20 protein-coding genes are annotated in these 18,623 nt (G+C 69.6%); 19 read left to right on the plus strand and 1 reads right to left on the minus strand.

The window, feature by feature from the left end; genetic code table 11:
* The first annotated feature begins 46 nt into the window (after positions 1-46).
* The 15 genes from trpS (at position 47) to trmB (ending at position 13,429) form a co-directional block, all read left to right on the plus strand.
* Positions 47-1,108 carry a tryptophan--tRNA ligase gene (gene trpS, locus AC1RRW_RS13855; protein WP_492901335.1) on the plus strand — a complete coding sequence of 354 codons (1,062 nt, stop codon included), beginning with the start codon at positions 47-49 and terminating at the stop codon, positions 1,106-1,108.
* A gap of 181 nt (positions 1,109-1,289) precedes the next feature.
* The gene (locus AC1RRW_RS13860; protein ID WP_492901336.1) at positions 1,290-1,784 is read left to right on the plus strand and encodes a universal stress protein; all 495 of its coding nucleotides are present in this window, start codon (positions 1,290-1,292) and stop codon (positions 1,782-1,784) included.
* 132 nt (positions 1,785-1,916) lie between these two features.
* Positions 1,917-2,477 (plus strand): NifU family protein, encoded by a 561-nt coding sequence (locus tag AC1RRW_RS13865; protein ID WP_492901337.1) that lies wholly within the window; start codon positions 1,917-1,919, stop codon positions 2,475-2,477.
* A gap of 125 nt (positions 2,478-2,602) precedes the next feature.
* Entirely contained in the window at positions 2,603-3,286 is a 684-nt protein-coding gene (gene tsaB / locus AC1RRW_RS13870; RefSeq protein ID WP_492901338.1) for a tRNA (adenosine(37)-N6)-threonylcarbamoyltransferase complex dimerization subunit type 1 TsaB, read from the plus strand.
* Between the two features lie 59 nt (positions 3,287-3,345).
* A complete protein-coding gene (locus tag AC1RRW_RS13875; RefSeq protein ID WP_492901339.1) occupies positions 3,346-3,843 on the plus strand; it encodes a GNAT family N-acetyltransferase in 498 nt (165 codons plus the stop codon).
* Positions 3,840-4,637 carry a lysophospholipid acyltransferase family protein gene (locus AC1RRW_RS13880; protein ID WP_492901340.1) on the plus strand — a complete coding sequence of 266 codons (798 nt, stop codon included), beginning with the start codon at positions 3,840-3,842 and terminating at the stop codon, positions 4,635-4,637. The genes AC1RRW_RS13875 and AC1RRW_RS13880 overlap by 4 nt, the downstream gene beginning before the upstream one ends.
* 116 nt (positions 4,638-4,753) lie before the next feature.
* Positions 4,754-6,121: a tRNA (N6-isopentenyl adenosine(37)-C2)-methylthiotransferase MiaB gene (miaB, locus tag AC1RRW_RS13885; RefSeq protein ID WP_492901341.1), complete on the plus strand. Its 1,368-nt coding sequence runs from the start codon at positions 4,754-4,756 to the stop codon at positions 6,119-6,121.
* The gene (locus AC1RRW_RS13890; RefSeq protein WP_492901342.1) at positions 6,118-6,276 is read left to right on the plus strand and encodes a hypothetical protein; all 159 of its coding nucleotides are present in this window, start codon (positions 6,118-6,120) and stop codon (positions 6,274-6,276) included. Before miaB ends, AC1RRW_RS13890 begins: the two co-directional genes overlap by 4 nt.
* Before the next feature lie 4 nt (positions 6,277-6,280).
* Positions 6,281-7,429, plus strand: coding sequence for a PhoH family protein (locus AC1RRW_RS13895; protein WP_492901343.1), 1,149 nt, complete (start codon positions 6,281-6,283; stop codon positions 7,427-7,429).
* Complete coding sequence (gene ybeY, locus AC1RRW_RS13900) at positions 7,426-8,010, plus strand: rRNA maturation RNase YbeY (protein ID WP_492901344.1); 585 nt, start codon at positions 7,426-7,428, stop codon at positions 8,008-8,010. Before AC1RRW_RS13895 ends, ybeY begins: the two co-directional genes overlap by 4 nt.
* A complete protein-coding gene (locus AC1RRW_RS13905) occupies positions 8,007-9,011 on the plus strand; it encodes a hemolysin family protein (protein ID WP_492901345.1) in 1,005 nt (334 codons plus the stop codon). Before ybeY ends, AC1RRW_RS13905 begins: the two co-directional genes overlap by 4 nt.
* Positions 9,011-10,603, plus strand: coding sequence for an apolipoprotein N-acyltransferase (lnt, locus tag AC1RRW_RS13910; RefSeq protein ID WP_492901346.1), 1,593 nt, complete (start codon positions 9,011-9,013; stop codon positions 10,601-10,603). Before AC1RRW_RS13905 ends, lnt begins: the two co-directional genes overlap by 1 nt.
* A 133-nt stretch (positions 10,604-10,736) precedes the next feature.
* On the plus strand, positions 10,737-11,150 hold the full coding sequence (locus AC1RRW_RS13915) for a helix-turn-helix domain-containing protein (protein WP_492901370.1): 414 nt from the start codon (positions 10,737-10,739) through the stop codon (positions 11,148-11,150).
* Between the two features lie 162 nt (positions 11,151-11,312).
* Positions 11,313-12,518 (plus strand): methionine adenosyltransferase, encoded by a 1,206-nt coding sequence (gene metK, locus AC1RRW_RS13920; protein ID WP_492901347.1) that lies wholly within the window; start codon positions 11,313-11,315, stop codon positions 12,516-12,518.
* A 218-nt stretch (positions 12,519-12,736) separates the two neighbouring features.
* A complete protein-coding gene (gene trmB, locus AC1RRW_RS13925; protein WP_492901348.1) occupies positions 12,737-13,429 on the plus strand; it encodes a tRNA (guanine(46)-N(7))-methyltransferase TrmB in 693 nt (230 codons plus the stop codon).
* Here trmB and AC1RRW_RS13930 read toward each other — a convergent pair.
* Positions 13,404-14,492 carry a DUF2336 domain-containing protein gene (locus tag AC1RRW_RS13930; RefSeq protein WP_492901349.1) on the minus strand — a complete coding sequence of 363 codons (1,089 nt, stop codon included), beginning with the start codon at positions 14,490-14,492 and terminating at the stop codon, positions 13,404-13,406. The two genes, trmB and AC1RRW_RS13930, sit on opposite strands and share 26 nt — an antisense overlap.
* Positions 14,493-14,742: 250 nt before the next feature.
* On the opposite strand from AC1RRW_RS13930, the gene rimP reads away from it, so the two are divergent.
* The 4 genes from rimP to AC1RRW_RS13950 all read left to right on the plus strand — a co-directional run.
* On the plus strand, positions 14,743-15,426 hold the full coding sequence (gene rimP / locus AC1RRW_RS13935) for a ribosome maturation factor RimP (protein ID WP_492901350.1): 684 nt from the start codon (positions 14,743-14,745) through the stop codon (positions 15,424-15,426).
* A gap of 5 nt (positions 15,427-15,431) precedes the next feature.
* Complete coding sequence (gene nusA, locus AC1RRW_RS13940) at positions 15,432-17,000, plus strand: transcription termination factor NusA (protein WP_492901351.1); 1,569 nt, start codon at positions 15,432-15,434, stop codon at positions 16,998-17,000.
* A 14-nt stretch (positions 17,001-17,014) separates the two neighbouring features.
* Positions 17,015-17,797: an RNA-binding protein gene (locus AC1RRW_RS13945; RefSeq protein ID WP_492901352.1), complete on the plus strand. Its 783-nt coding sequence runs from the start codon at positions 17,015-17,017 to the stop codon at positions 17,795-17,797.
* The coding region (locus AC1RRW_RS13950) for an IF-2-associated domain-containing protein (protein ID WP_492901353.1) at positions 17,797-18,623 on the plus strand (827 nt) is incomplete at its 3' end. The genes AC1RRW_RS13945 and AC1RRW_RS13950, both read left to right, overlap by 1 nt.

Here is an 18,623-nt window from a genome sequence, read left to right on the forward strand (position 1 = left end):
AGAACGCGCCTCCGCCCTTTCCTGGTTCGTGATGACGGAGCGCCCGATGGCGGCCTTTCACCAGCGCGTCTTCTCGGGCATGCAGCCGACGGCGACGCTGCATCTCGGCAATTATCTCGGCGCGCTGACCAACTGGGTCGCGATGCAGAAGACGCATGAATGCATCTACTGCGTCGTCGACATGCATGCGATCACGCAATCGATGGATGTCTGGGGCGGCCCGGCGGAGCTGAGGCGGGCGACGCGCGAGGTGACCGCGGCCTATGTCGCCGCCGGCGTCGATCCCAAGGCCAGCATCATCTTCAACCAGAGCCAGGTCTCGGGGCACGCCGAACTCGCCTGGGTGTTCAACACGGTCGCCCGGCTCGGCTGGCTCAACCGCATGACCCAGTTCAAGGAGAAGGCCGGCAAGGACCGCGAGAACGCCTCGGTCGGGCTCTACGACTACCCCGTGCTGATGGCGGCCGACATCCTGCTCTACAAGGCGACGCATGTGCCCGTGGGCGAGGACCAGACCCAGCATCTCGAACTGGCCCGCGACATCGCCCAGAAGTTCAACAACGACTTCTCCGGGTCGATCGCGGAAAAAAACCTCGGCACCGGCGATCTCGGCTTCTTTCCGCTGCCGGAGGCGATGACGCAGGGGCCCGCCCCGCGCGTGATGAGCCTGCGCGACGGCGCCAAGAAGATGTCGAAATCCGACCCGTCGGACTATTCGCGCATCAACCTGACCGACGACGCCGAGACGATCGCCCAGAAGGTGCGCAAGGCCAAGACCGATCCCGAGCCGCTGCCCTCCGAGGAAAAGGGCCTCGAAGGCCGGCCCGAGGCGGAGAACCTCGTCGGCATCTATGCCGGGCTCTCGGGCGAGACCAAGGCGGCCGTGCTGTCGCAGTTCGGCGGCGGCCAGTTCTCCGGCTTCAAGACGGCGCTTGCCGATCTCGCCGTGACGAAGCTCTCGCCCATCGCCGGCGAGATGCGCCGCCTGCTCGCCGATGCCGGCCATATCGACGCGATCCTGACCGACGGCGCCGATCGCGCGGCGGCGATCGCGGCCCCGATCATGGCCGACGTCAAGGACATCGTCGGTTTCGTCGGCCGCCGCTGATATCCGTCATTGCGAGCGCAGCGAAGCAATCCAGAGCCGCGTGCTCTGCGCCCCCCTGGATTGCTTCGTCGCTGCGCTCCTCGCAATGACGGGTTGCCGCCCTTAGCATTGCCGGGTCTTGCATTGACTTGGCGGCGCGGTTCACCATGTCGGCTCCTGGAAGCGGCGACAGGGACTATCCATGGTCAAGCGACGGCGGTCCTATGAAACGGGCCATCGCCCGAAATTCCTCGCGGTCGTCGACGACAGCGAGGAATGCGCCAAGGCGGTGCGTTTCGCCGCGCGACGCTGCGCCCGCGTCGGCGCGGCGATCGTGCTGCTCGGCGTCGTCATGCCGCCCGAGCACGAGACCTGGCTCGGCGTCGGCGAGGTGATGCAGGCGGAAGCGGAGGCGCAGGCCGAGAAGCTGCTCGACGAGGCGGCGGCGTCCGTGCGTTCGCTCGCCGGGCTCGAGCCGGAAAAGGTCGTGCGCACCGGCGACAAGGCCGACGAGGTCGTCAAGCTGATCGAGGCCGACGAGGACATCTCGCTCCTGGTGCTGGCCGCCGGCGCGGGTCGTGACGGACCCGGACCCATGGTCAGCGCGCTCGCCGGAAAATCGGCCGCGACCTTCCCGATCCCGGTCGCGATCGTGCCGGGCCATCTGGAGGACGAGGAGATCGACGCGCTGGCGTGAGCCTGTTCCCCCTCCCCCGCTTGCGGGGGGAGGGGGGCAGCGTGAGGGTTCGCGCTGGAATCATTCCGGCGATGCGCCTATATCGAAGCGAGGAACGGCGGCCTTGACCCGCCGGGGCCGGAGGATTTTGCCATGTTCATCCAGACCGAAGCCACGCCCAACCCAGCCACCCTGAAATTTTTGCCCGGCCGCGCGGTGATGCCGGACGGCACGCTCGAACTGCGCGAGGTGGGCCAGGCCGAGCGCTCGCCGCTGGCCCAGCGCCTGTTCGGCGTCTCCGGCGTCTCCGGCGTCTTCCTCGGCTCCGATTTCATCACCGTCACCAAGTCGGACGGCGAGTGGCCGCATCTCAAGCCCGCCATCCTCGGCGCGATCATGGAGCATTTCATGTCGGGCGCGCCCGTCCTCTCGGACGGCTCGCAGGCCGACGTGATCGAGGAGGGCGAGTTTTTCGCGCCCGAGGACGCCAGGACGGTCGAAACCATCAAGGATCTGCTCGAGACCCGAATCCGCCCGGCGGTGGCCGGCGATGGCGGCGACATCACCTTCCGCGGCTTCAGGGACGGCACGGTCTATCTCGCGATGAAGGGCTCCTGCTCGGGCTGCCCGTCCTCGACCGCGACGCTGAAGCACGGCATCCAGAACCTGCTGCGCCATTTCCTGCCGGATGTGCGCGAGGTCGAGGCGGTCTAGGCGCACGAGCGCTCCGCTGATTGTCGAGAACCAACCGCGCCGTCATCCCGGATCGGCGCTGCTTCGCAGCTTGTCCGGGATGACGGCGTGTTTCATTGTCTTCTGAAACAGGGCCGCCGACACCCATGCGCATCCTCGCCATCGACACCGCGCTCGGCGCCTGCTCGGCCTGCGTGCTCGATGCCGGCAGCGCCGAGCCGCTCGCGCTCGAGCAGGTCGAAATGGATCGCGGCCACGCCGAGGCGCTGATGCCGATGATCGAGCGCGTCATGAACGCGGTCGAGGGCGGTTTCGTCTCGCTCGATCGCGTCGCCGTCACCGTCGGACCGGGCAGCTATACCGGCCTGCGCGTCGGCATCAGCGCGGCCCGCGCCATCGCGCTCGCGGCTGCCATCCCGGCCGTCGGCGTCACCACGCTGGCGGCGGTGGCCGCTCCCCTGATCGGTCGTGAATCGGGGCGCGTCATCGCGGCCGCGCTCGATGCCCGCCACGGACAGGTCTGGTTCCAGGCGATGACCTCGCAAGGCAAGCCGCTGGTCGCGCTGCGCCAGGTCAGCCATCGCGACGCGGCCCGCGCCATCGGGGCGGGGCCGGTCAGCATCGTCGGCTCGGCGGCGCAGGCCGTCGCCAACGAGGCCTGGGCGATCGGGCTCGACGCGCTGGTCATCGACGAGAGCCGCGCGCCGGACGTGATGTGGGTCGCGCGGCTCGGCCTGATCGCCGACCCAGACGCCGCGCCGCCGCGCCCGCTTTATCTCAAGGCGCCCGAGACCACGCCGCAGGACTCGGCCCGGCTGCCGCGTCGCTGAAACCGCCGGTGTCTGCGTCTTGCCCTTGCGTGACGCCGCGTCTGTGCCATCAAGCGCCCATGGACTGGCTGCGTCGACTGCTCAACCCCGAATCAGGCCCGGCCCGGACCGGCCGGCTCGATGTCCGTCATGCGCGCCATGTCGCGGCGCTGCATCACGCCGGCGGCTTCGCGCGCGGCTGGGAGCCGGGCGAATGCGCCGCCCTGCTGGCCGACCCCGCCATCCTCGCCGACGGCGTCCATGCGGGACATGGACCGGACCCTGTCGGCTTCGTGCTCTCGCGCATGGCGGCAGGCGAGGCGGAGATCCTCAGCATCGTCGTCGCGCCCGGTCGTCGCGGCGACGGCTTGGGACGCGCTTTGCTCGCAGCCCATCTCGGCCAGCTCGCGGGACGCGGCGTCGGCGAGGTCTTCCTCGAGGTCGAGGAGGGCAACCAGCCGGCCGAGCGGCTCTACCGGCATTTCGGTTTTCGCGAGGTCGGCCGGCGCGAGGGCTATTACCCCAAGGCCGACGGCGGCCGGGCCGGCGCCGTGACGATGCGGCTCGACCTCGCATGAGCGGGATCGGTCCCGGCTCGCTTTTTCGGCTTGGCTGGCTCGGCGTCGCGACGCTGGTCCTGCTGCCGCTGCAACTGATCGCGATCCGGCTCGGCGCGAAGGCGGCGGCAGTCGTCCCGCGGCTCTATCATCGCCTCGTCTGCCGCGCGCTCGGCGTGCGTTGCCGCGTCACGGGCTCGGGCCCGCCGGACGGCGTCGGCGGGCTGATCGTCGCCAATCACGTGTCCTGGTTGGACATCGCGGTGATCGGCGCGCAGCGCCCGCTCTGCTTCGTCGCCAAGAGCGAGGTCGCCGACTGGCCGGTGATCGGGTTTTTGTCGAAACTCCAGCGCACGGTCTTCATCGACCGGATGCGCCGCAGCGCCACGGCCGAGGTCGCCGAACAGATGGGCGCGCGGCTGTCGGCCGGCGAATCGGTCGTGCTCTTCGCCGAAGGCACGACCGGCGACGGCACCCGCATCCTGCCGCTGCGCTCCTCGCTGCTCGGCGCAGCCCACGCCGCCATGGGCGAGGCCGGCGACAGCGATATCGCCGTCTATCCGCTGACGATCAGCTACACCGGCAGCCACGGCATGGCGGGCGGGCGGGCTGAGCGCAGCGCTCTGGCCTGGTATGGCGACACCGAGCTAGCACCCCATCTCAAGGCCGTGCTCGCCATGGGCGCGATCGATGCGGTGCTCGCCTGGGGCGAGCCGATCGTCATGGGCCGCCAGACCTCGCGCAAGGAGGCGACGCGGCTGGCGGAGATCGCGATCCGCCGCGCGCGGCAGGAGGCGGTGACGGGGCGGGCTTGACGACACGCCCTCTGTTGGCTCGCTCGTTGCTTCGCGGATTTCGCCTGCTCCAAATCATTTCCCCGGGCCGCGATCCGGGCTAAGGAGACGGTTTGGAGCCTTCACATCCGCCGCAGATGAAAAAAGTCCACATCAAGTCCTTCGGCTGCCAGATGAACGTCTATGACGGGCAGCGCATGGCCGATATCCTGGGCCGGCAGGGTTACGAGGAGACGGCGAGCCCGGAGGGCGCCGACCTGATCCTGCTCAACACATGCCATATCCGCGACCGGGCGGTGCAGAAGGTCTATACCGAGCTCGGCAAGCTGCGCGACCTGAAGAGCGCGCGGAAGGCGCAAGGCCATGACACCCGCATCGTCGTCGCCGGCTGCGTCGCGCAGGCCGAGGGGGCCGAGATCCAGCGCCGTCAGCCGGCGGTCGACCTCGTCGTCGGCCCGCAGGCCTATCACCGCCTGCCCGGGCTGCTGGAGCAGGCGAGGCGCGCCCGCACGGTCGACACCGACCTGCCGGTCGAGGACAAGTTCGGCTTTCTGCCGGCCCCGGCGCCGAAGGCGATCCGCGCCCGCGGCATCTCGGCCTTCGTCACGGTGCAGGAAGGCTGCGACAAGTTCTGCGCCTTCTGCGTCGTGCCCTACACGCGCGGCGCCGAGTTCTCGCGGCCGGTGGCGCAGGTGCTGGCCGAGGTCGAGAGGCTGGCGGCGTCCGGCGTGCAGGACGTCACCCTGATCGGCCAGAACGTCAACGCCTATCACGGCGAGGGCGAGGGCGGCGCCTGGGGCCTGGCGCGGCTGATGCGAAAAGTCGCCGATATCCCGGACATCGCCCGCATCCGCTACACCACGAGCCATCCGCGCGACATGGACGACGATCTGATCGCCGCCCATCGCGATCTGCCGCAACTGATGCCGTTCCTGCATCTGCCGGTGCAGGCCGGCTCGGATCGGATACTGGCGGCGATGAACCGCAGGCACACCGCCGACGATTATCGCCGGCTGGTCGAGCGCATCCGCAAGGCGCGCCCCGACATCGCGCTGTCGTCGGACTTCATCGTCGGTTTCCCCGGCGAGACCGATCCCGAATTCGAGGACACGATCGCGCTCGTCGACGAGATCGGCTTCGCCTCGAGCTATTCGTTCAAATACTCGCCCCGCCCCGGCACGCCCGCCGCCGATCTCGTCGGGCAGGTCGCGCCGGAGCTGATGAGCGAACGGCTCCATCGCCTGCAGGAACGCATCGAGCGCCACCGTCGGGCCTTCAACCATGCCATGGTCGGGCGCACCGTCGAGGTTCTGCTCGAACGTGTGGGCCGCCATCACGGCCAGCTTGCCGGAAAGACGCCCTGGCTCCAGGCTGTGCAGATCGAGACGGAGACGAATCAGATCGGCGACAGGGTCGAGGCGGTGATCGAGCGCGCGGGGTCGAATTCGCTGTTCGGCCGGCTGGCCGCGCCCGCGCCCGGTCCGAAGGCGGAGATCGCCGCATGAGCCGGATCGTCCCGCACGTCGTTTTTCGTTGCCGGAACCAGTCCCGTCATCAGACGGACATCGTCGCGTTCGGTTATGAGATGTTGGGACCCGGCCTCGCGATCCCGTCCGGCCGGCAGACCCGCCAGGGAGACGACGCATTTGGCACAGGCTGACCAGGTGACTCCGAGACAAGACCGAGGCCCGCGGCGCGAGCAGCCGCCCCAGCGCGTCGAAAGCCTGACGCGCGAAGGGTTGCCCGCGACCGAGGTGCTTCTGTCCTTCGACGACAACCGCCTGGCGAGCCTGGTCTTCGGCCACTACGACCAGAATCTGGCCCATCTGGAGCGCCGGCTCGGCGTCGTCGCCAGCCCCAACGGCAACCATGTCACCATCAAGGGCCCGCGCGAGACCGCCGAGCAGGCCGGCCGCGTGCTGAAGACGCTCTATGCCCGCGCCAAGGCGGGCGCTTCGGTGACGCTCGGCGAGGTCGATGGCGCGATCGAGGAAAGCAACGTCCAGCGCTCGCTCTTCCCGAGCGAGAACGCCGGCAAGGCATCCTTCGACGCCATCGTGACGCGCAAGCGCGGCCCCGTGCGCGCCCGCAACGCGGCGCAGGACGCCTATCTGCGCCAGCTCAAGCGCAACGAACTCGTTCTGGCCGAAGGTCCGGCCGGCACCGGCAAGACCTGGCTCGCGGTCGGGCATGCGGTCTCGCTGATCGAGCAGGGCGTGGTCGAGCGCATGGTGCTGTCGCGCCCCGCCGTCGAGGCCGGCGAGCGGCTCGGCTTCCTGCCCGGCGACATGCGCGAGAAGGTCGATCCCTATCTCCGTCCGATCTACGACGCGCTGAACGATTTCATGGAGGCGCGCCATGTCGAGCGCGCCCTGCAGACCGGCATGATCGAGATCGCGCCGCTCGCCTTCATGCGGGGGCGAACGCTGACCAATGCCGTGGTGCTGCTCGACGAGGCCCAGAACGCGACCTCGGTGCAGATGAAGATGTTCCTGACCCGCCTCGGCGAGGGCTCGCGCATGATCATCACCGGAGACCCGACGCAGATCGATCTGCCTCCGGGCCAGCGCTCGGGGCTGATCGAGGCGGTGAAGCTGCTCGCGGGCGTCGAGGGCGTCGGCCATGCCAGGTTCGAGGAGGGCGACGTCGTCCGGCATGATCTGGTGCGACGCATCGTCATGGCCTATGAGAGCGCGGCCCGCCGCGAGCGCGAGGAGCGTGAGGAACGCATGCGTCCGCCCGAGTCGCCAGTGCCGATCGAAGATGACAGCGAGGGGCTGAAGCGCATCCTGTCGCGGGAGCGGCCGCGATGACCGACCGACCTCGCGCGCGGCGTTCGGCGCCGCCCGCGACCTCCCTTGGGGCCGGAACGATCCGGCCCAGGCTGTCTCTCTCGGTCAGGATCCAGGCGAGGAGCTGGCGCTCGCTGCCCGGACTGAGCCCGCTCATCGCCGCCGCCGCCGAAGCCGCGATCGCGGTGTCTCCGGTCCAGCCGCTGGACGGGGCCGAGCTCGGCCTGCTGCTGACCGACGACAAGCGCATCCGCATCGTCAACCGGGACTGGCGCGGCTTCGACAAGGCGACCAACGTCCTGTCCTTTCCCGCCGCCCCGGTCGACCGGATCGCGCGGAGCCCGGCGCTGGGCGATATCGTGCTGGCCTATGAGACCGTGGCGCGCGAGGCCGATGCCGAAGGCAAGGCGATCGCCGATCATCTCGGCCATCTCGTCATCCACGGCCTGCTGCATCTGCTCGGCGAGGATCACGAGAGCGACGCGCAGGCCGAGCGCATGGAGGCGCTGGAGATCGCCGCGCTCGCCAGGCTCGGCATCGCCGACCCCTACGCGGAGTCCGAGCCGCTCGCCCCAACCCCCGTTCCGTCACAGGCATCATGAGCGACGACAGTCGATCCACCGCGAGCGATCAGGCCGGGCGCGGCCTCGGCCATTGGCTCGGTCAGTTCCTCGACAGGCTCGGCCTGCGCGGCGGCGGCTCGATCCGCGAGGACATCGCCGAGGCGCTGGCGCAGGACCAGGCCAACGGCCAGCTGGCCGATCTCAGCGCGCAGGAGCGGGCGATGCTCTCCAATGTCCTCAGCCTGCGCGAGCGCCGCGTCGGCGACGTGATGATTCCGCGCGCCGACATCGTCGCGGTGCCGGGCGACGCGACGCTGGACGAGGTGCTGACGATTTTCGGCAATGCCGGGCATTCGCGCTTGCCGGTCTTCGACGATTCGCTCGATGATCCGCGCGGCATGGTCCATATCCGCGATTTCATGACCTTCATCGCGGGTCGGGCCAAGCCCGCCGCCGGTGAAGCGCGCGGAGAGGCGAGGACCCCGCCGGGCGCGCCGCCGCACGATCTCGCCGCGGTCGATCTGGGCTCGACGCTGGCGGCCGCGAAGATCCTGCGGCCTGTGCTCTATGTCCCGCCCTCGATGCCGGCTGTCGATCTGCTCGTCCGGATGCAGGCGACGCGGACGCATATCGCGCTGGTCATCGACGAGTATGGCGGCACGGACGGGCTGGTCTCGATGGAGGATCTGGTCGAGATCGTCGTCGGCGACATCGAGGACGAGCACGACCTCGACGACGGCCCGGCGATCGCGCCCTTGCAGGACGGCCGCTACGCCGCCGATGCCCGCGCCACGCTGATCGAACTCAGGGAGGCGACCGGCATCGACCTGTCGCAGGCGCAGATCGCCGAGGACATCGACACGCTGGGTGGGCTCATCGTCACGCTCGCCGGCCGCGTCCCGGCGCCGGGCGAGACGATCGAGGGACCTGAGGGTCTGATTTTCGCGATCGTCGAGGCCGATCCGCGCCGGGTCAAGCGGATCAGCATCGAACGCAGGAGCGGCGCCGCCGATCCTGCCGCGCCGGCGGAGTCCAACTGATGCGCCTTTCGGAGGTTGCCGACAGCGTCATCCTGGCGTGGGGCTGGCGCAGGCGCATGGTCGCGCTCGCGGCCGGAGCCTCCGGCGCTCTCGCCTTGCCGCCGCTCGATCTCTGGCCCCTGATCGTCCTGCCCATGACGATGGCGGTCTGGCTCATCGACGGCGCGGTCGGCGAGACGCTCTGGCGGCGCGTCCGCGCGGCGGCGGCGGTCGGCTGGTGGTGGGGCTTCGGCTTCTTTCTTGCCGGCTTGTGGTGGTTGGGGGCGGCCTTTCTGGTCGAGGCCGACAAATTCGCCTGGGCGCTGCCGCTCGGCGTCGTCGCGCTGCCGGCCTTCCTCGCCATCTTTCCGGCATTCGGCTTTGCCCTGGCGCGGCTGCTCTGGCCCGTCGGCCCCGGCCGCATCCTGATGCTGGCCGCGGCGCTGGCGTCGAGCGAGTGGCTGCGCGGACATGTGCTGACCGGCTTTCCCTGGAACGCCTATGGCATGATGCTGGCGGGCCAGCCGCAGATCGCGCAATCCGCCTCGCTGGTCGGGCTCTATGGCCTGACGCTGGTCGCGGTCGCGATCGGGGCCGCGCCGGCGATGCTCGGCGGTCACGACGGCGGTTTGCGCCGCTGGCGCGCGCCGGTCACGGCGGTCCTGGTGCTCGCCGGACTGATCGGCTTCGGCCTCTGGCGGGTCCCCGCCGGTCCTGCGCCGACGGTCGCGGGCGTCAAGCTGCGGCTGATGCAGCCCAATCTGTCGCAGGACGCCAAGTTCAGCGCCCGCAACGGCGAGGCGATCCTCGCCCGTTATTTGGCGCTCAGCGACCGCGCCACCAGTCCGACGACGCTCGGCGTGCAGGACGTCACCCATCTGATCTGGCCGGAATCGGCCTTTCCCTTCCTGCTCGGCCGCACGCCGGCCGCGCTCGCGCGGATCGCGGCGCTGCTGCCGCCGGGCGCGACCCTGATCACGGGCGCGGCGCGGGCGGGCGAAGGCCTGCCGGGCGAGAGCCGTCCGCCGATCTTCAACTCGATTCAGGTGGTCGACGACGAGGGCGTCATCCGCGGGAGCTACGACAAGGTCCATCTCGTGCCCTTCGGCGAGTATCTGCCGGCGTTGCTGGAGAAGCTGATCCGCGGCGTCGGCCTGTCCGAATTCGTCTCGGTTCCGGGCGGCTTCGCCGCCGGGTCGAAGCGCCTGCCGCTGGCGATCCGCGGCCTGCCGGTGGCGGCCCCGCTGATCTGCTACGAGATCGCCTTTCCGGGCGAGGCGACGCCGGAGGGCTCTCGCCCCGGATTCCTGCTCAATCTCACCAATGACGGCTGGTTCGGCCGGACCAGTGGGCCCTATCAGCACTTCGCTCAGGCCAGGCTCCGCGCGGTGGAGGAAGGGCTGCCGCTGGTGCGCGTCGCCAACACCGGCATCTCCGCGGTGGTCGACGCCTATGGCCGCGTCACAGGCTCCTTGGCGCTGGGAACCGAGGGGGTTCTCGACGCAGGACTGCCGAGCAGCGGTCCCGTTACGCTCTATGCGCGGTTCGGCGATGCCCTATTCGCGGGTCTGGTCGCCGCTTTTCTGCTGCTCTCTCGTCTCCGGAAGGGCTGATCATCCCATCTGGAACTTTTTTTCAAGGAATGGATGGTAGTTCTCGATGGAACGATATAAATTGATAAAATGAAATCTGTCCTGCGGGATTGAAGGTGACCGATCCCAGCCGACCAAAGGGCCGCCGCCGATGATGATCAAGAAGGTGCCGAACCCGATCGACCGCCATGTCGGCGCCCGCGTCCGGATGCGCCGCATGCTCGCCGGCGTCAGCCAGGAGAAGCTCGGCGAGGGCCTTGGGCTGACCTTCCAGCAGGTCCAGAAATACGAGAAGGGCTCGAACCGGATCAGCGCTAGCCGCCTGCAGCAGATCGCCAAGATGCTCGACGTGCCGGTCTCTTTCTTCTTCGACGGCGCGCCGACCGGCGACATGCCCCAGGGCGGCTTCTCGGACGCGGCCTCGACGGCTTATGTCTCGGACTTCCTCGCCACCAGCGAGGGCGTGCAACTGACCAAGGCCTTCGTGCGCATCAAGAGCGCCCGCGTGCGCCGCCGCATCGTCGACCTCGTCGAGGCCATGGCCGAGGAAGACAGCGGAAACGCCTGATACGGCGCCTTTTCGTTCGTCAAGACGAACAAAGCTCCCGATAAACGGATTGTGCTGCTTGACGGCGAACGCGTCCGCTGCAAAGAGGATGCCCGTTTTCGCCGGCCGATCTCATATGTCGGGCCGTCCGTCCGCCTCTCCTCATCGAAGGATGCCTCGACCGTGTCACGCCAGAACTATCTCTTCACCAGCGAATCGGTCGGCGAGGGCCACCCCGACAAGATCTGCGACCGGATCTCCGACGAGGTCGTGGACCTGTTCTTCAAGGAAGCCGCCAAGTCCGGCATGGACGCGGCCCAGGTGCGCGTCGCCTGCGAGACCCTGGCCACGACCAACCGCGTCGTCATCGCCGGCGAGGTCCGCACCTCGCTCGACGAGAAGGCGATGAAGAGCAAGGTCAAGTCGGCCGCCCGCAAGGCGATCCGCGCGATCGGCTACGAGCAGGACGGCTTCCACTGGAAAAGGTGCAAGATCGACGTGCTGCTGCACGCCCAGTCGGCCGACATCGCCCAGGGCGTCGACGCCGCCGGCAACAAGGACGAGGGCGCGGGCGACCAGGGCATCATGTTCGGCTATGCCTGCCGCGAGACGCCCGAGCTGATGCCGGCGCCGATCTACTATGCCCACAAGATCCTCGAAGTGCTGGCCAAGGCCCGCCATGCCAAGGATGGCGGCGCCGCCAAGCTCGGCCCCGACGCCAAGAGCCAGGTCACGGTCAGGTACGAGAACGGCAAGCCCGTCGGCGTGACGCAGATCGTGCTGTCGACCCAGCACATCGACGCCTCGCTCTCGTCGGCCGACGTCCGCAAGATCGTCGAGCCCCATATCCGCCAGACCCTGCCCGAGGGCTGGATCTCGAAGGACACCGTCTGGCACGTCAACCCGACCGGCAAGTTCGTGATCGGCGGCCCCGACGGCGACGCCGGCCTGACCGGCCGCAAGATCATCGTCGACACCTATGGCGGCGCGGCTCCGCATGGCGGGGGCGCCTTCTCGGGCAAGGACCCGACCAAGGTCGACCGTTCGGCCGCCTATGCGGCGCGCTATCTCGCCAAGAACGTCGTCGCGGCGAAGCTGGCCGAGCGCTGCACGATCCAGCTCTCCTACGCCATCGGCGTCGCCAGGCCGCTCTCGATCTATGTCGATCTGCACGGCACCGGCAAGGTCGACGAGGCCAAGCTCGAAACCGCGCTCGCCGAAGTCATGGACCTGACGCCGCGCGGCATCCGCACGCATCTGCAGCTCAACAAGCCGATCTACGCGAAGTCGGCTTCCTACGGCCATTTCGGCCGCAAGGCCGGACGCGACGGCAGCTTCTCCTGGGAGAAGACCGATCTCGTCGAGGCGCTGAAGAAGGCCGTCGCCTGAGCCATCCGAGGAACGCGACGGATGAGGTCGGGGCTCGTCGCTCCGGCCTTTTCTTTTGGAGCCGACGTTGAAATCGCGCGGTCGTCCCGGGAGCAGCGAAGCGAGACCCGCGATCCGTTCCCGAACGGCTCGGGAACGGATCGCGGATCGGCGCGGCCGCGCCGCTTGTCCGGGATACGCGCCGCTTGATAAGAGACATTCAAATATCGAAGACTTTCATGTCCGACGACCATCACGACGAGCGCGCCTTCTTCGGCCGGCGCAAGGGCAAGGCGCTGCGGCCGGGCCAGAGCGCGCGGATCGCGGGCGCGCTGCCGCGCCTGCGCCTGCCCGAGGGCGAGATCGCCGATCTCGAGGCGTTGTTCCCGCGTCGGCTGACGGCGGTCAGGCTCGAGATCGGCTTCGGCGGCGGCGAGCATCTGCTGGCGAGGCTGCGCGAGAGTCCCGATGTCGGCTTCATCGGCGTCGAGCCCTTCGTCAACGGCATGGCCAGATTCCTCGGCGCGATCGAGCGCGAGGGGCTGGACAACATCCGGCTCTGGGACGGCGACGCCGCGCTGATGCTGCCGCGCCTGCCGGCGGGCTCGCTCGACGCCGTCGATCTGCTCTATCCCGATCCCTGGCCGAAGCGCCGGCAGCGCAAGCGCCGCTTCGTCTCGGAGCGGACGCTTGGACTGCTGGCGCGGGCGCTGCGGCCCGGCGGGCGCTTCCGCTTCGCCAGCGACATCGACGACTATGTCGGCTGGACGCTGGCGCGGCTCCTGGCCTCGCCCGATTTCGACTGGACGGACGAGCGCGCCGACGACTGGCGCGAGCCTTATCCCGGCTGGGTGCGGACGCGCTACGAGGCCAAGGCCGTCGCGGCCGGCCGCGCGCCGAGCTATCTCACTGCTGTGCGCCGCGCATCCTGAGGAAGCCCAGCACCCGCTGCGCCGTCGAGGTCTGCAGGTTCCTGAAGCTCTGGCGCGCCTTCTCGATGGCGGAATCGGATTTGCCGAGATCCTTGCGCAGGCCGATCAGCGCGCGCGTCGTCTCCCAGGACCAGCCGAGGCCGCGCGCCACCAGCAGCACCGCGTCGCGATCGGGGCCGAGGATGACCTGCTCCGTCGCCGGCAGCCCGAGCTGCGCCAGCACCGAGACCGCGCCCATGGCGTGCTCCGCCGCGCCCGCATTGGCGAATTCCGCGACCTTGGCCTCGTTCAGCAGCCCGGCCTCGTTGAGGCGGTTGATGTCGGCCAGGGCCGCGCTGATCTTGCCGATGTCGTCGCCGATCTGGGCCTGCGCCGCGACCGCCTCCGCGCCGCGCTCGATCGCGCCCTCGACCGCGCTGGCCATGGCCGGCTCCATCGAGGCGCTGAGCCGCCGCCGCGCCGAGTTCTTCGCCGCCGCCATCAACTGATCGCCGAGTTCGGAGGGAATGTCCCGGCGCGTGCCGAGCGCCGCCTGCAAGGCGTCGTCCTGCACCGCCCGCATCACCAGCACGCCCATGCCATGGCGCGAGAAGCGCGCGCTCTGGTTGGAGGCGACGGCATGGGTGACGACGCGGCCGCCGCGCAGGATCAGGAAATCGGTCACCGGCTCGCCGAGATCGGGCCGCTCGGTGATGGCGAGCATGTGGTCGCGGCCCTTGGCGGCCGAGATCGCGACGAGGTCCTGGTCGGTGAGCCGCGGCGAGGCGATAAGCACCGGCCGCGCCACGGCGATCTCGTCGAGCGCGAGCTGGCGCACCACGCCGCCCGGCGCGTTGGGAACCTCGGCCAGGCGCTCCGACAATTCGATCCGGGCGCGCACTTCGATGGCGCGCGAGAGCCGGCCGATCACGACGTCGAAGATGCTGACCTGATCCTCGGCCATGCCGGCGGCGGTGCTCAGGAACAGGTCCGTGATGCGCGACAGGATCTGGACGCGTTCCTCGACCGAGCCGCGCACCATCGTCGTTTCGAGATCGCGCAACAGCGCGCTGACCGAACTCATCCCGGAACCCCGCTCAATACGAACGCCGGCATGATGGCGCATAAGAATGACCATCGGGTTAGCGCCGGGGCGGAATCCCGGCCGCTCCGCGCCCGCGCTGGAGAAGGCGGCTTGCATGGAACCGCAAGGCGGACTAGATAGCGGCTGACAGCTCTGGTAACGGCGCAAGCCGACGATCAAGAGTGGGCCTGCCGGCCCGCTCTTTTTTGTTGGGCGGGCGCCTTGCCGGGAAAAGGCGGGCAGCCCGGGTATGAACGAGCCGATCTCACCGGATCAGGACCATCGCATCGTCGTCGAGAGCGGCGTCGCCGCGCGCGTCGCGGCGATCGTCGAGCCGGTGATCGTCGATCTCGGCTTCCGGCTGGTGCGCGTGCGCGTCACCGGGCAGAACGGCTGCACCGTGCAGATCATGGCCGAGAAGCCCGACGGCACGATGAATGTCGAGGGCTGCGAGGCGGTCAGCCAGGCGGTCTCGCCGGCGCTCGATGTCGACGATCCGATCCAGGCGGCCTATCATCTCGAGGTCTCCTCGCCGGGAATAGACCGGCCGCTGGTGCGGGCGGGCGATTTCGAGCGCTGGGCCGGGCACCTCGCCAGGATCGACACCGAAGCCGTCGTCGCCGGGCGCAAGCGCTTTCGCGGCATCCTGCGCGGCATCGACGGCGGCCATGCGCTGCTCGCCCGCGACGATGCGAAATCGGAGGAGGAGCGCGACGTCGCGATCCCGATGACGCTGATCGCGGATGCAAGGCTCGTCCTGACCGACGCGCTCGTCACCGAATCGCTCAGGCGCGGCAAGGCCGGCCTGCCGCCCGAGATGCCGCCGGTCGACGCGATCCCGGTTGCGCCGAAGGGCAGGAAGAAGTCGCTGGGGCCGCGTCCCGACAAGAGGGCGGGGCAGGTTCCGCAAGACGTCAAAACGGAAGAGGAGTGAGCGTCATGGTCGTCAGCGCCAACAGGCTCGAACTGCTGCAGATCGCCGATGCGGTCGCGCGCGAGAAGTCGATCGACCGGCAGATCGTGGTCGACGCGATGCAGGACGCGATCGCCAAGGCGGCGCGCTCGCGCTACGGCGCCGAGACCGACGTCCATGCCGAGATCAACACCAGGACCGGCGAGCTTCGCCTCGCCCGCCATCTCCAGGTGGTCGATCAGGTCGAGAACGGCGCGACCGAGATCACCGTCGCCGAGGCCAAGCGCCACAACCCGGCGGCCCAGGTCGGCGACGTCATCGCCGATCCGCTGCCGCCCTTCGATTTCGGCCGCATCGCGGCGCAGTCGGCCAAGCAGGTCATCGTGCAGAAGGTGCGAGAGGCCGAGCGCGACCGTCAATACGACGAGTACAAGGACCGCATCGGCGAGATCGTCAACGGCGCGGTCAAGCGCGTCGAATACGGCAACGTCTTCGTCGATCTCGGTCGCGGCGAGGCGATCATCCGCCGCGACGAGATGATCCCGCGCGAGACCTTCAAGGTCGGCGACCGGGCCCGCGCCTATCTCTACGACGTGCGCCGCGAGCCGCGCGGCCCGCAGATCTTCCTGTCGCGCACCCATCCGCAGTTCATGGCCAAGCTCTTCGGCCAGGAAGTGCCGGAGATCTATGACGGCATCGTCGAGGTCAAGGCGGTCGCCCGCGATCCGGGCTCGCGCGCCAAGATCGCCGTGATCAGCCGCGATTCCTCGATCGATCCGGTCGGCGCCTGCGTCGGCATGAGAGGCTCGCGCGTCCAGGCCGTGGTCGGCGAGTTGCAGGGCGAGAAGATCGACATCATCCCCTGGTCGCCCGACGTCGCGACCTTCGTCGTCAACGCGCTGCAGCCGGCCGAGGTCGCCAAGGTCGTGCTCGACGAGGAGGCCGACAAGATCGAGGTCGTGGTGCCCGACGAGCAGCTCTCGCTCGCCATCGGCCGTCGCGGCCAGAACGTCCGCCTCGCCTCGCAGCTCACCGGCTGGGACATCGACATCCTGACCGAGGCCGAGGAATCGGAGCGCCGGCAGAAGGAGTTCGTGCAGCGCACCGACATCTTCATGAATGCGCTGAACGTCGACGAGACGGTCGGCCAGCTGCTCGCCTCGGAAGGCTTCCGCACGGTCGAGGAGGTCGCCTATGTCGAGCTCTCCGAACTCGCCTCGATCGAGGGCTTCGACGAGGACACCGCGACCGAGATCCAGTCGCGCGCCCAGGACTATCTCGCCGCCATCGAGGCGGAGTTCGACGAGAAGCGCATCGCGCTCGGCGTCGAGGACGAGCTGCGCGAGGTCGAGGGCGTCACCACCGCGATGATGGTCGCGCTCGGCGAGAACGACGTGAAGTCCGTCGAGGATCTGGCCGGCTGCGCCACCGACGATCTCGTCGGCTGGACCGAGCGCAAGGATGGCGAGAGCACCCGCCATGCCGGCTATCTCGACGGCTTCGAGCTGTCGCGCCACGACGCCGAGGCCATCGTCATGGCCGCGCGCGTCAAGGCCGGCTGGATCGAGGCTCCGAGCGAGGCCGCCGAGGCCTGAGCCGGACCGTCACGATGAATCCGGCCGGGACGCGCGCGAAAGGCAAGGACGGGCCCGGGCGCAGCTGCGTCGTCAGCCGGGCGTCGAAGCCGCCCGACGATCTGATCCGCTTCGTCGTCGGTCCCGACGGCGTGCTGACGCCGGATCTCCGGCGCAAGCTGCCGGGCCGCGGCGTCTGGGCGAGCCTCAGCGCGAAGACCGTTGCCGAAGCGATCCGGCGCAAGGCTTTCGAGCGCTCGCTCAAGGCGAAGGTCGTGGTTCCGGCCGGTCTCGTCGCGCTGATCGACGGGCTGATGCTGCGCGACGCCTTGCAGGCGCTGGCCATGGCCAACAAGGCCGGCCTCGCGCAGGCCGGCTTCGCCAAGGTCGAGGCGATGATCGGCTCGGGCCGCTGCGCCGCCGTGATCGCGGCCAGCGATGGCGCCGAGGACGGGCGGCGCAAGCTCGGCCAGGCCTTGCGGCGTCTCGAGGCCGCCCGCCGGGACGCCGGCCTGAAGCCGCGCAAGGTGCCGGTCGTCGGTATTTTCGCGGCGGCTGATTTGGAATTGGCGTTGGGGCGGGCACATGTGATACATGCGGCGCTTGCTCCGGGACCGGCGGCCGAGGGTTTCCTCTCCCGCTGGCGTCGGCTCGTCCGCTACCGGACGGACGACGCCGGTGCGATCGAGCCGGATGATCTGGCCGACCCCGTGGAAACAGATGACGTGACGACGCGCGCGGCGGTTCCGGAAGCGATAGATCCGGAAGTGGCAACGCCAGACGCGGCGAGACCGAAAGCGGCAGGACCGAACGAATAATGAGTGATACCAAGACCCCGGGCGACAAGACCTTGACTGTGAGTCCCCCGAAGACCCTGACGTTGAAGCGTCCCGAACAGAGCACCGTTCGGCAGAGCTTCTCGCATGGGCGCTCGAAGCAGGTCGTCGTCGAGGTCAAGCGCCGCGTCGCCGGCCCCGATGCTCAGGCGTCGGCCCCGGCGCGCGCGCCCCAGGTCGCGGTTCAGCCCGCGCCGACCCGCGCCGCGCCGCCCGCGGCTCCCGTCGCCGCGCCGCGCCCGGCCGGCGGCATGCTGCTGCGCACCCTGTCCGAGGACGAGAAGGATGCGCGCCAGCGCGCCCTCTCCGATTCCCGCAGCCGCGAGGCCGACGCCCGCGCCGCCGCCGAGGCCGAGGCGCGCCAGCGCGCCCTCGCCTCCGAGCGCGAGCGCCAGGAACGTGAAGCCGCCCTTTCGCGCCAGCGCGAGGAAGAAGAGCGCCGCCGTCAGGAAGACGATCACAAGCGCCGCGCCGAAAGCGCCGCGCGCCAGCGCGGCGACGAGCCGCAGGCGTCGCGCCCGCCGCTGCCGCCGCGCGATTTCACGCCCGCCCCGCAGGGCGAGAGCAAGCCCGCGCAGTCCTATCAGCCGGCGCCCCGTCCGGCCCCGTCCGGTCCGCGTCCCGATTTCGCGCCCCGCGCGCCGATGCGCGATATCGGCGCCCGTCCGCCGCGTATCGACAGCCCGCGTCCGCCGCGTCCCGAGGGTCCACGTCCGCCGCGCCCTCTCGACGCCACCGCGCCGGGCGAGCCCGCCGTGGCGCGCCCGACGCGCCAGGCGCCGTCGACGGCGGCCCCGCGCAGCCGCCC

It is taken from the genome of Allobosea sp. GW821-FHT12C12 (assembly GCF_058807355.1).

What these genes read in the sequence shown, in the direction of transcription:
- trpS (WP_492901335.1), top strand. Translation starts at nt 47, where the DNA reads ATGGCGGCCTTTCACCAGCGCGTCTTCTCGGGCATGCAGCCGACGGCG.
- AC1RRW_RS13860 (WP_492901336.1), top strand. Translation starts at nt 1,290, where the DNA reads ATGGTCAAGCGACGGCGGTCCTATGAAACGGGCCATCGCCCGAAATTC.
- AC1RRW_RS13865 (WP_492901337.1), top strand. Translation starts at nt 1,917, where the DNA reads ATGTTCATCCAGACCGAAGCCACGCCCAACCCAGCCACCCTGAAATTT.
- tsaB (WP_492901338.1), top strand. Translation starts at nt 2,603, where the DNA reads ATGCGCATCCTCGCCATCGACACCGCGCTCGGCGCCTGCTCGGCCTGC.
- AC1RRW_RS13875 (WP_492901339.1), top strand. Translation starts at nt 3,346, where the DNA reads ATGGACTGGCTGCGTCGACTGCTCAACCCCGAATCAGGCCCGGCCCGG.
- AC1RRW_RS13880 (WP_492901340.1), top strand. Translation starts at nt 3,840, where the DNA reads ATGAGCGGGATCGGTCCCGGCTCGCTTTTTCGGCTTGGCTGGCTCGGC.
- miaB (WP_492901341.1), top strand. Translation starts at nt 4,754, where the DNA reads ATGAAAAAAGTCCACATCAAGTCCTTCGGCTGCCAGATGAACGTCTAT.
- AC1RRW_RS13890 (WP_492901342.1), top strand. Translation starts at nt 6,118, where the DNA reads ATGAGCCGGATCGTCCCGCACGTCGTTTTTCGTTGCCGGAACCAGTCC.
- ybeY (WP_492901344.1), top strand. Translation starts at nt 7,426, where the DNA reads ATGACCGACCGACCTCGCGCGCGGCGTTCGGCGCCGCCCGCGACCTCC.
- AC1RRW_RS13905 (WP_492901345.1), top strand. Translation starts at nt 8,007, where the DNA reads ATGAGCGACGACAGTCGATCCACCGCGAGCGATCAGGCCGGGCGCGGC.
- lnt (WP_492901346.1), top strand. Translation starts at nt 9,011, where the DNA reads ATGCGCCTTTCGGAGGTTGCCGACAGCGTCATCCTGGCGTGGGGCTGG.
- AC1RRW_RS13915 (WP_492901370.1), top strand. Translation starts at nt 10,737, where the DNA reads ATGATCAAGAAGGTGCCGAACCCGATCGACCGCCATGTCGGCGCCCGC.
- trmB (WP_492901348.1), top strand. Translation starts at nt 12,737, where the DNA reads ATGTCCGACGACCATCACGACGAGCGCGCCTTCTTCGGCCGGCGCAAG.
- AC1RRW_RS13930 (WP_492901349.1), bottom strand. Translation starts at nt 14,492, where the DNA reads ATGAGTTCGGTCAGCGCGCTGTTGCGCGATCTCGAAACGACGATGGTG.
- rimP (WP_492901350.1), top strand. Translation starts at nt 14,743, where the DNA reads ATGAACGAGCCGATCTCACCGGATCAGGACCATCGCATCGTCGTCGAG.
- nusA (WP_492901351.1), top strand. Translation starts at nt 15,432, where the DNA reads ATGGTCGTCAGCGCCAACAGGCTCGAACTGCTGCAGATCGCCGATGCG.
- AC1RRW_RS13945 (WP_492901352.1), top strand. Translation starts at nt 17,015, where the DNA reads ATGAATCCGGCCGGGACGCGCGCGAAAGGCAAGGACGGGCCCGGGCGC.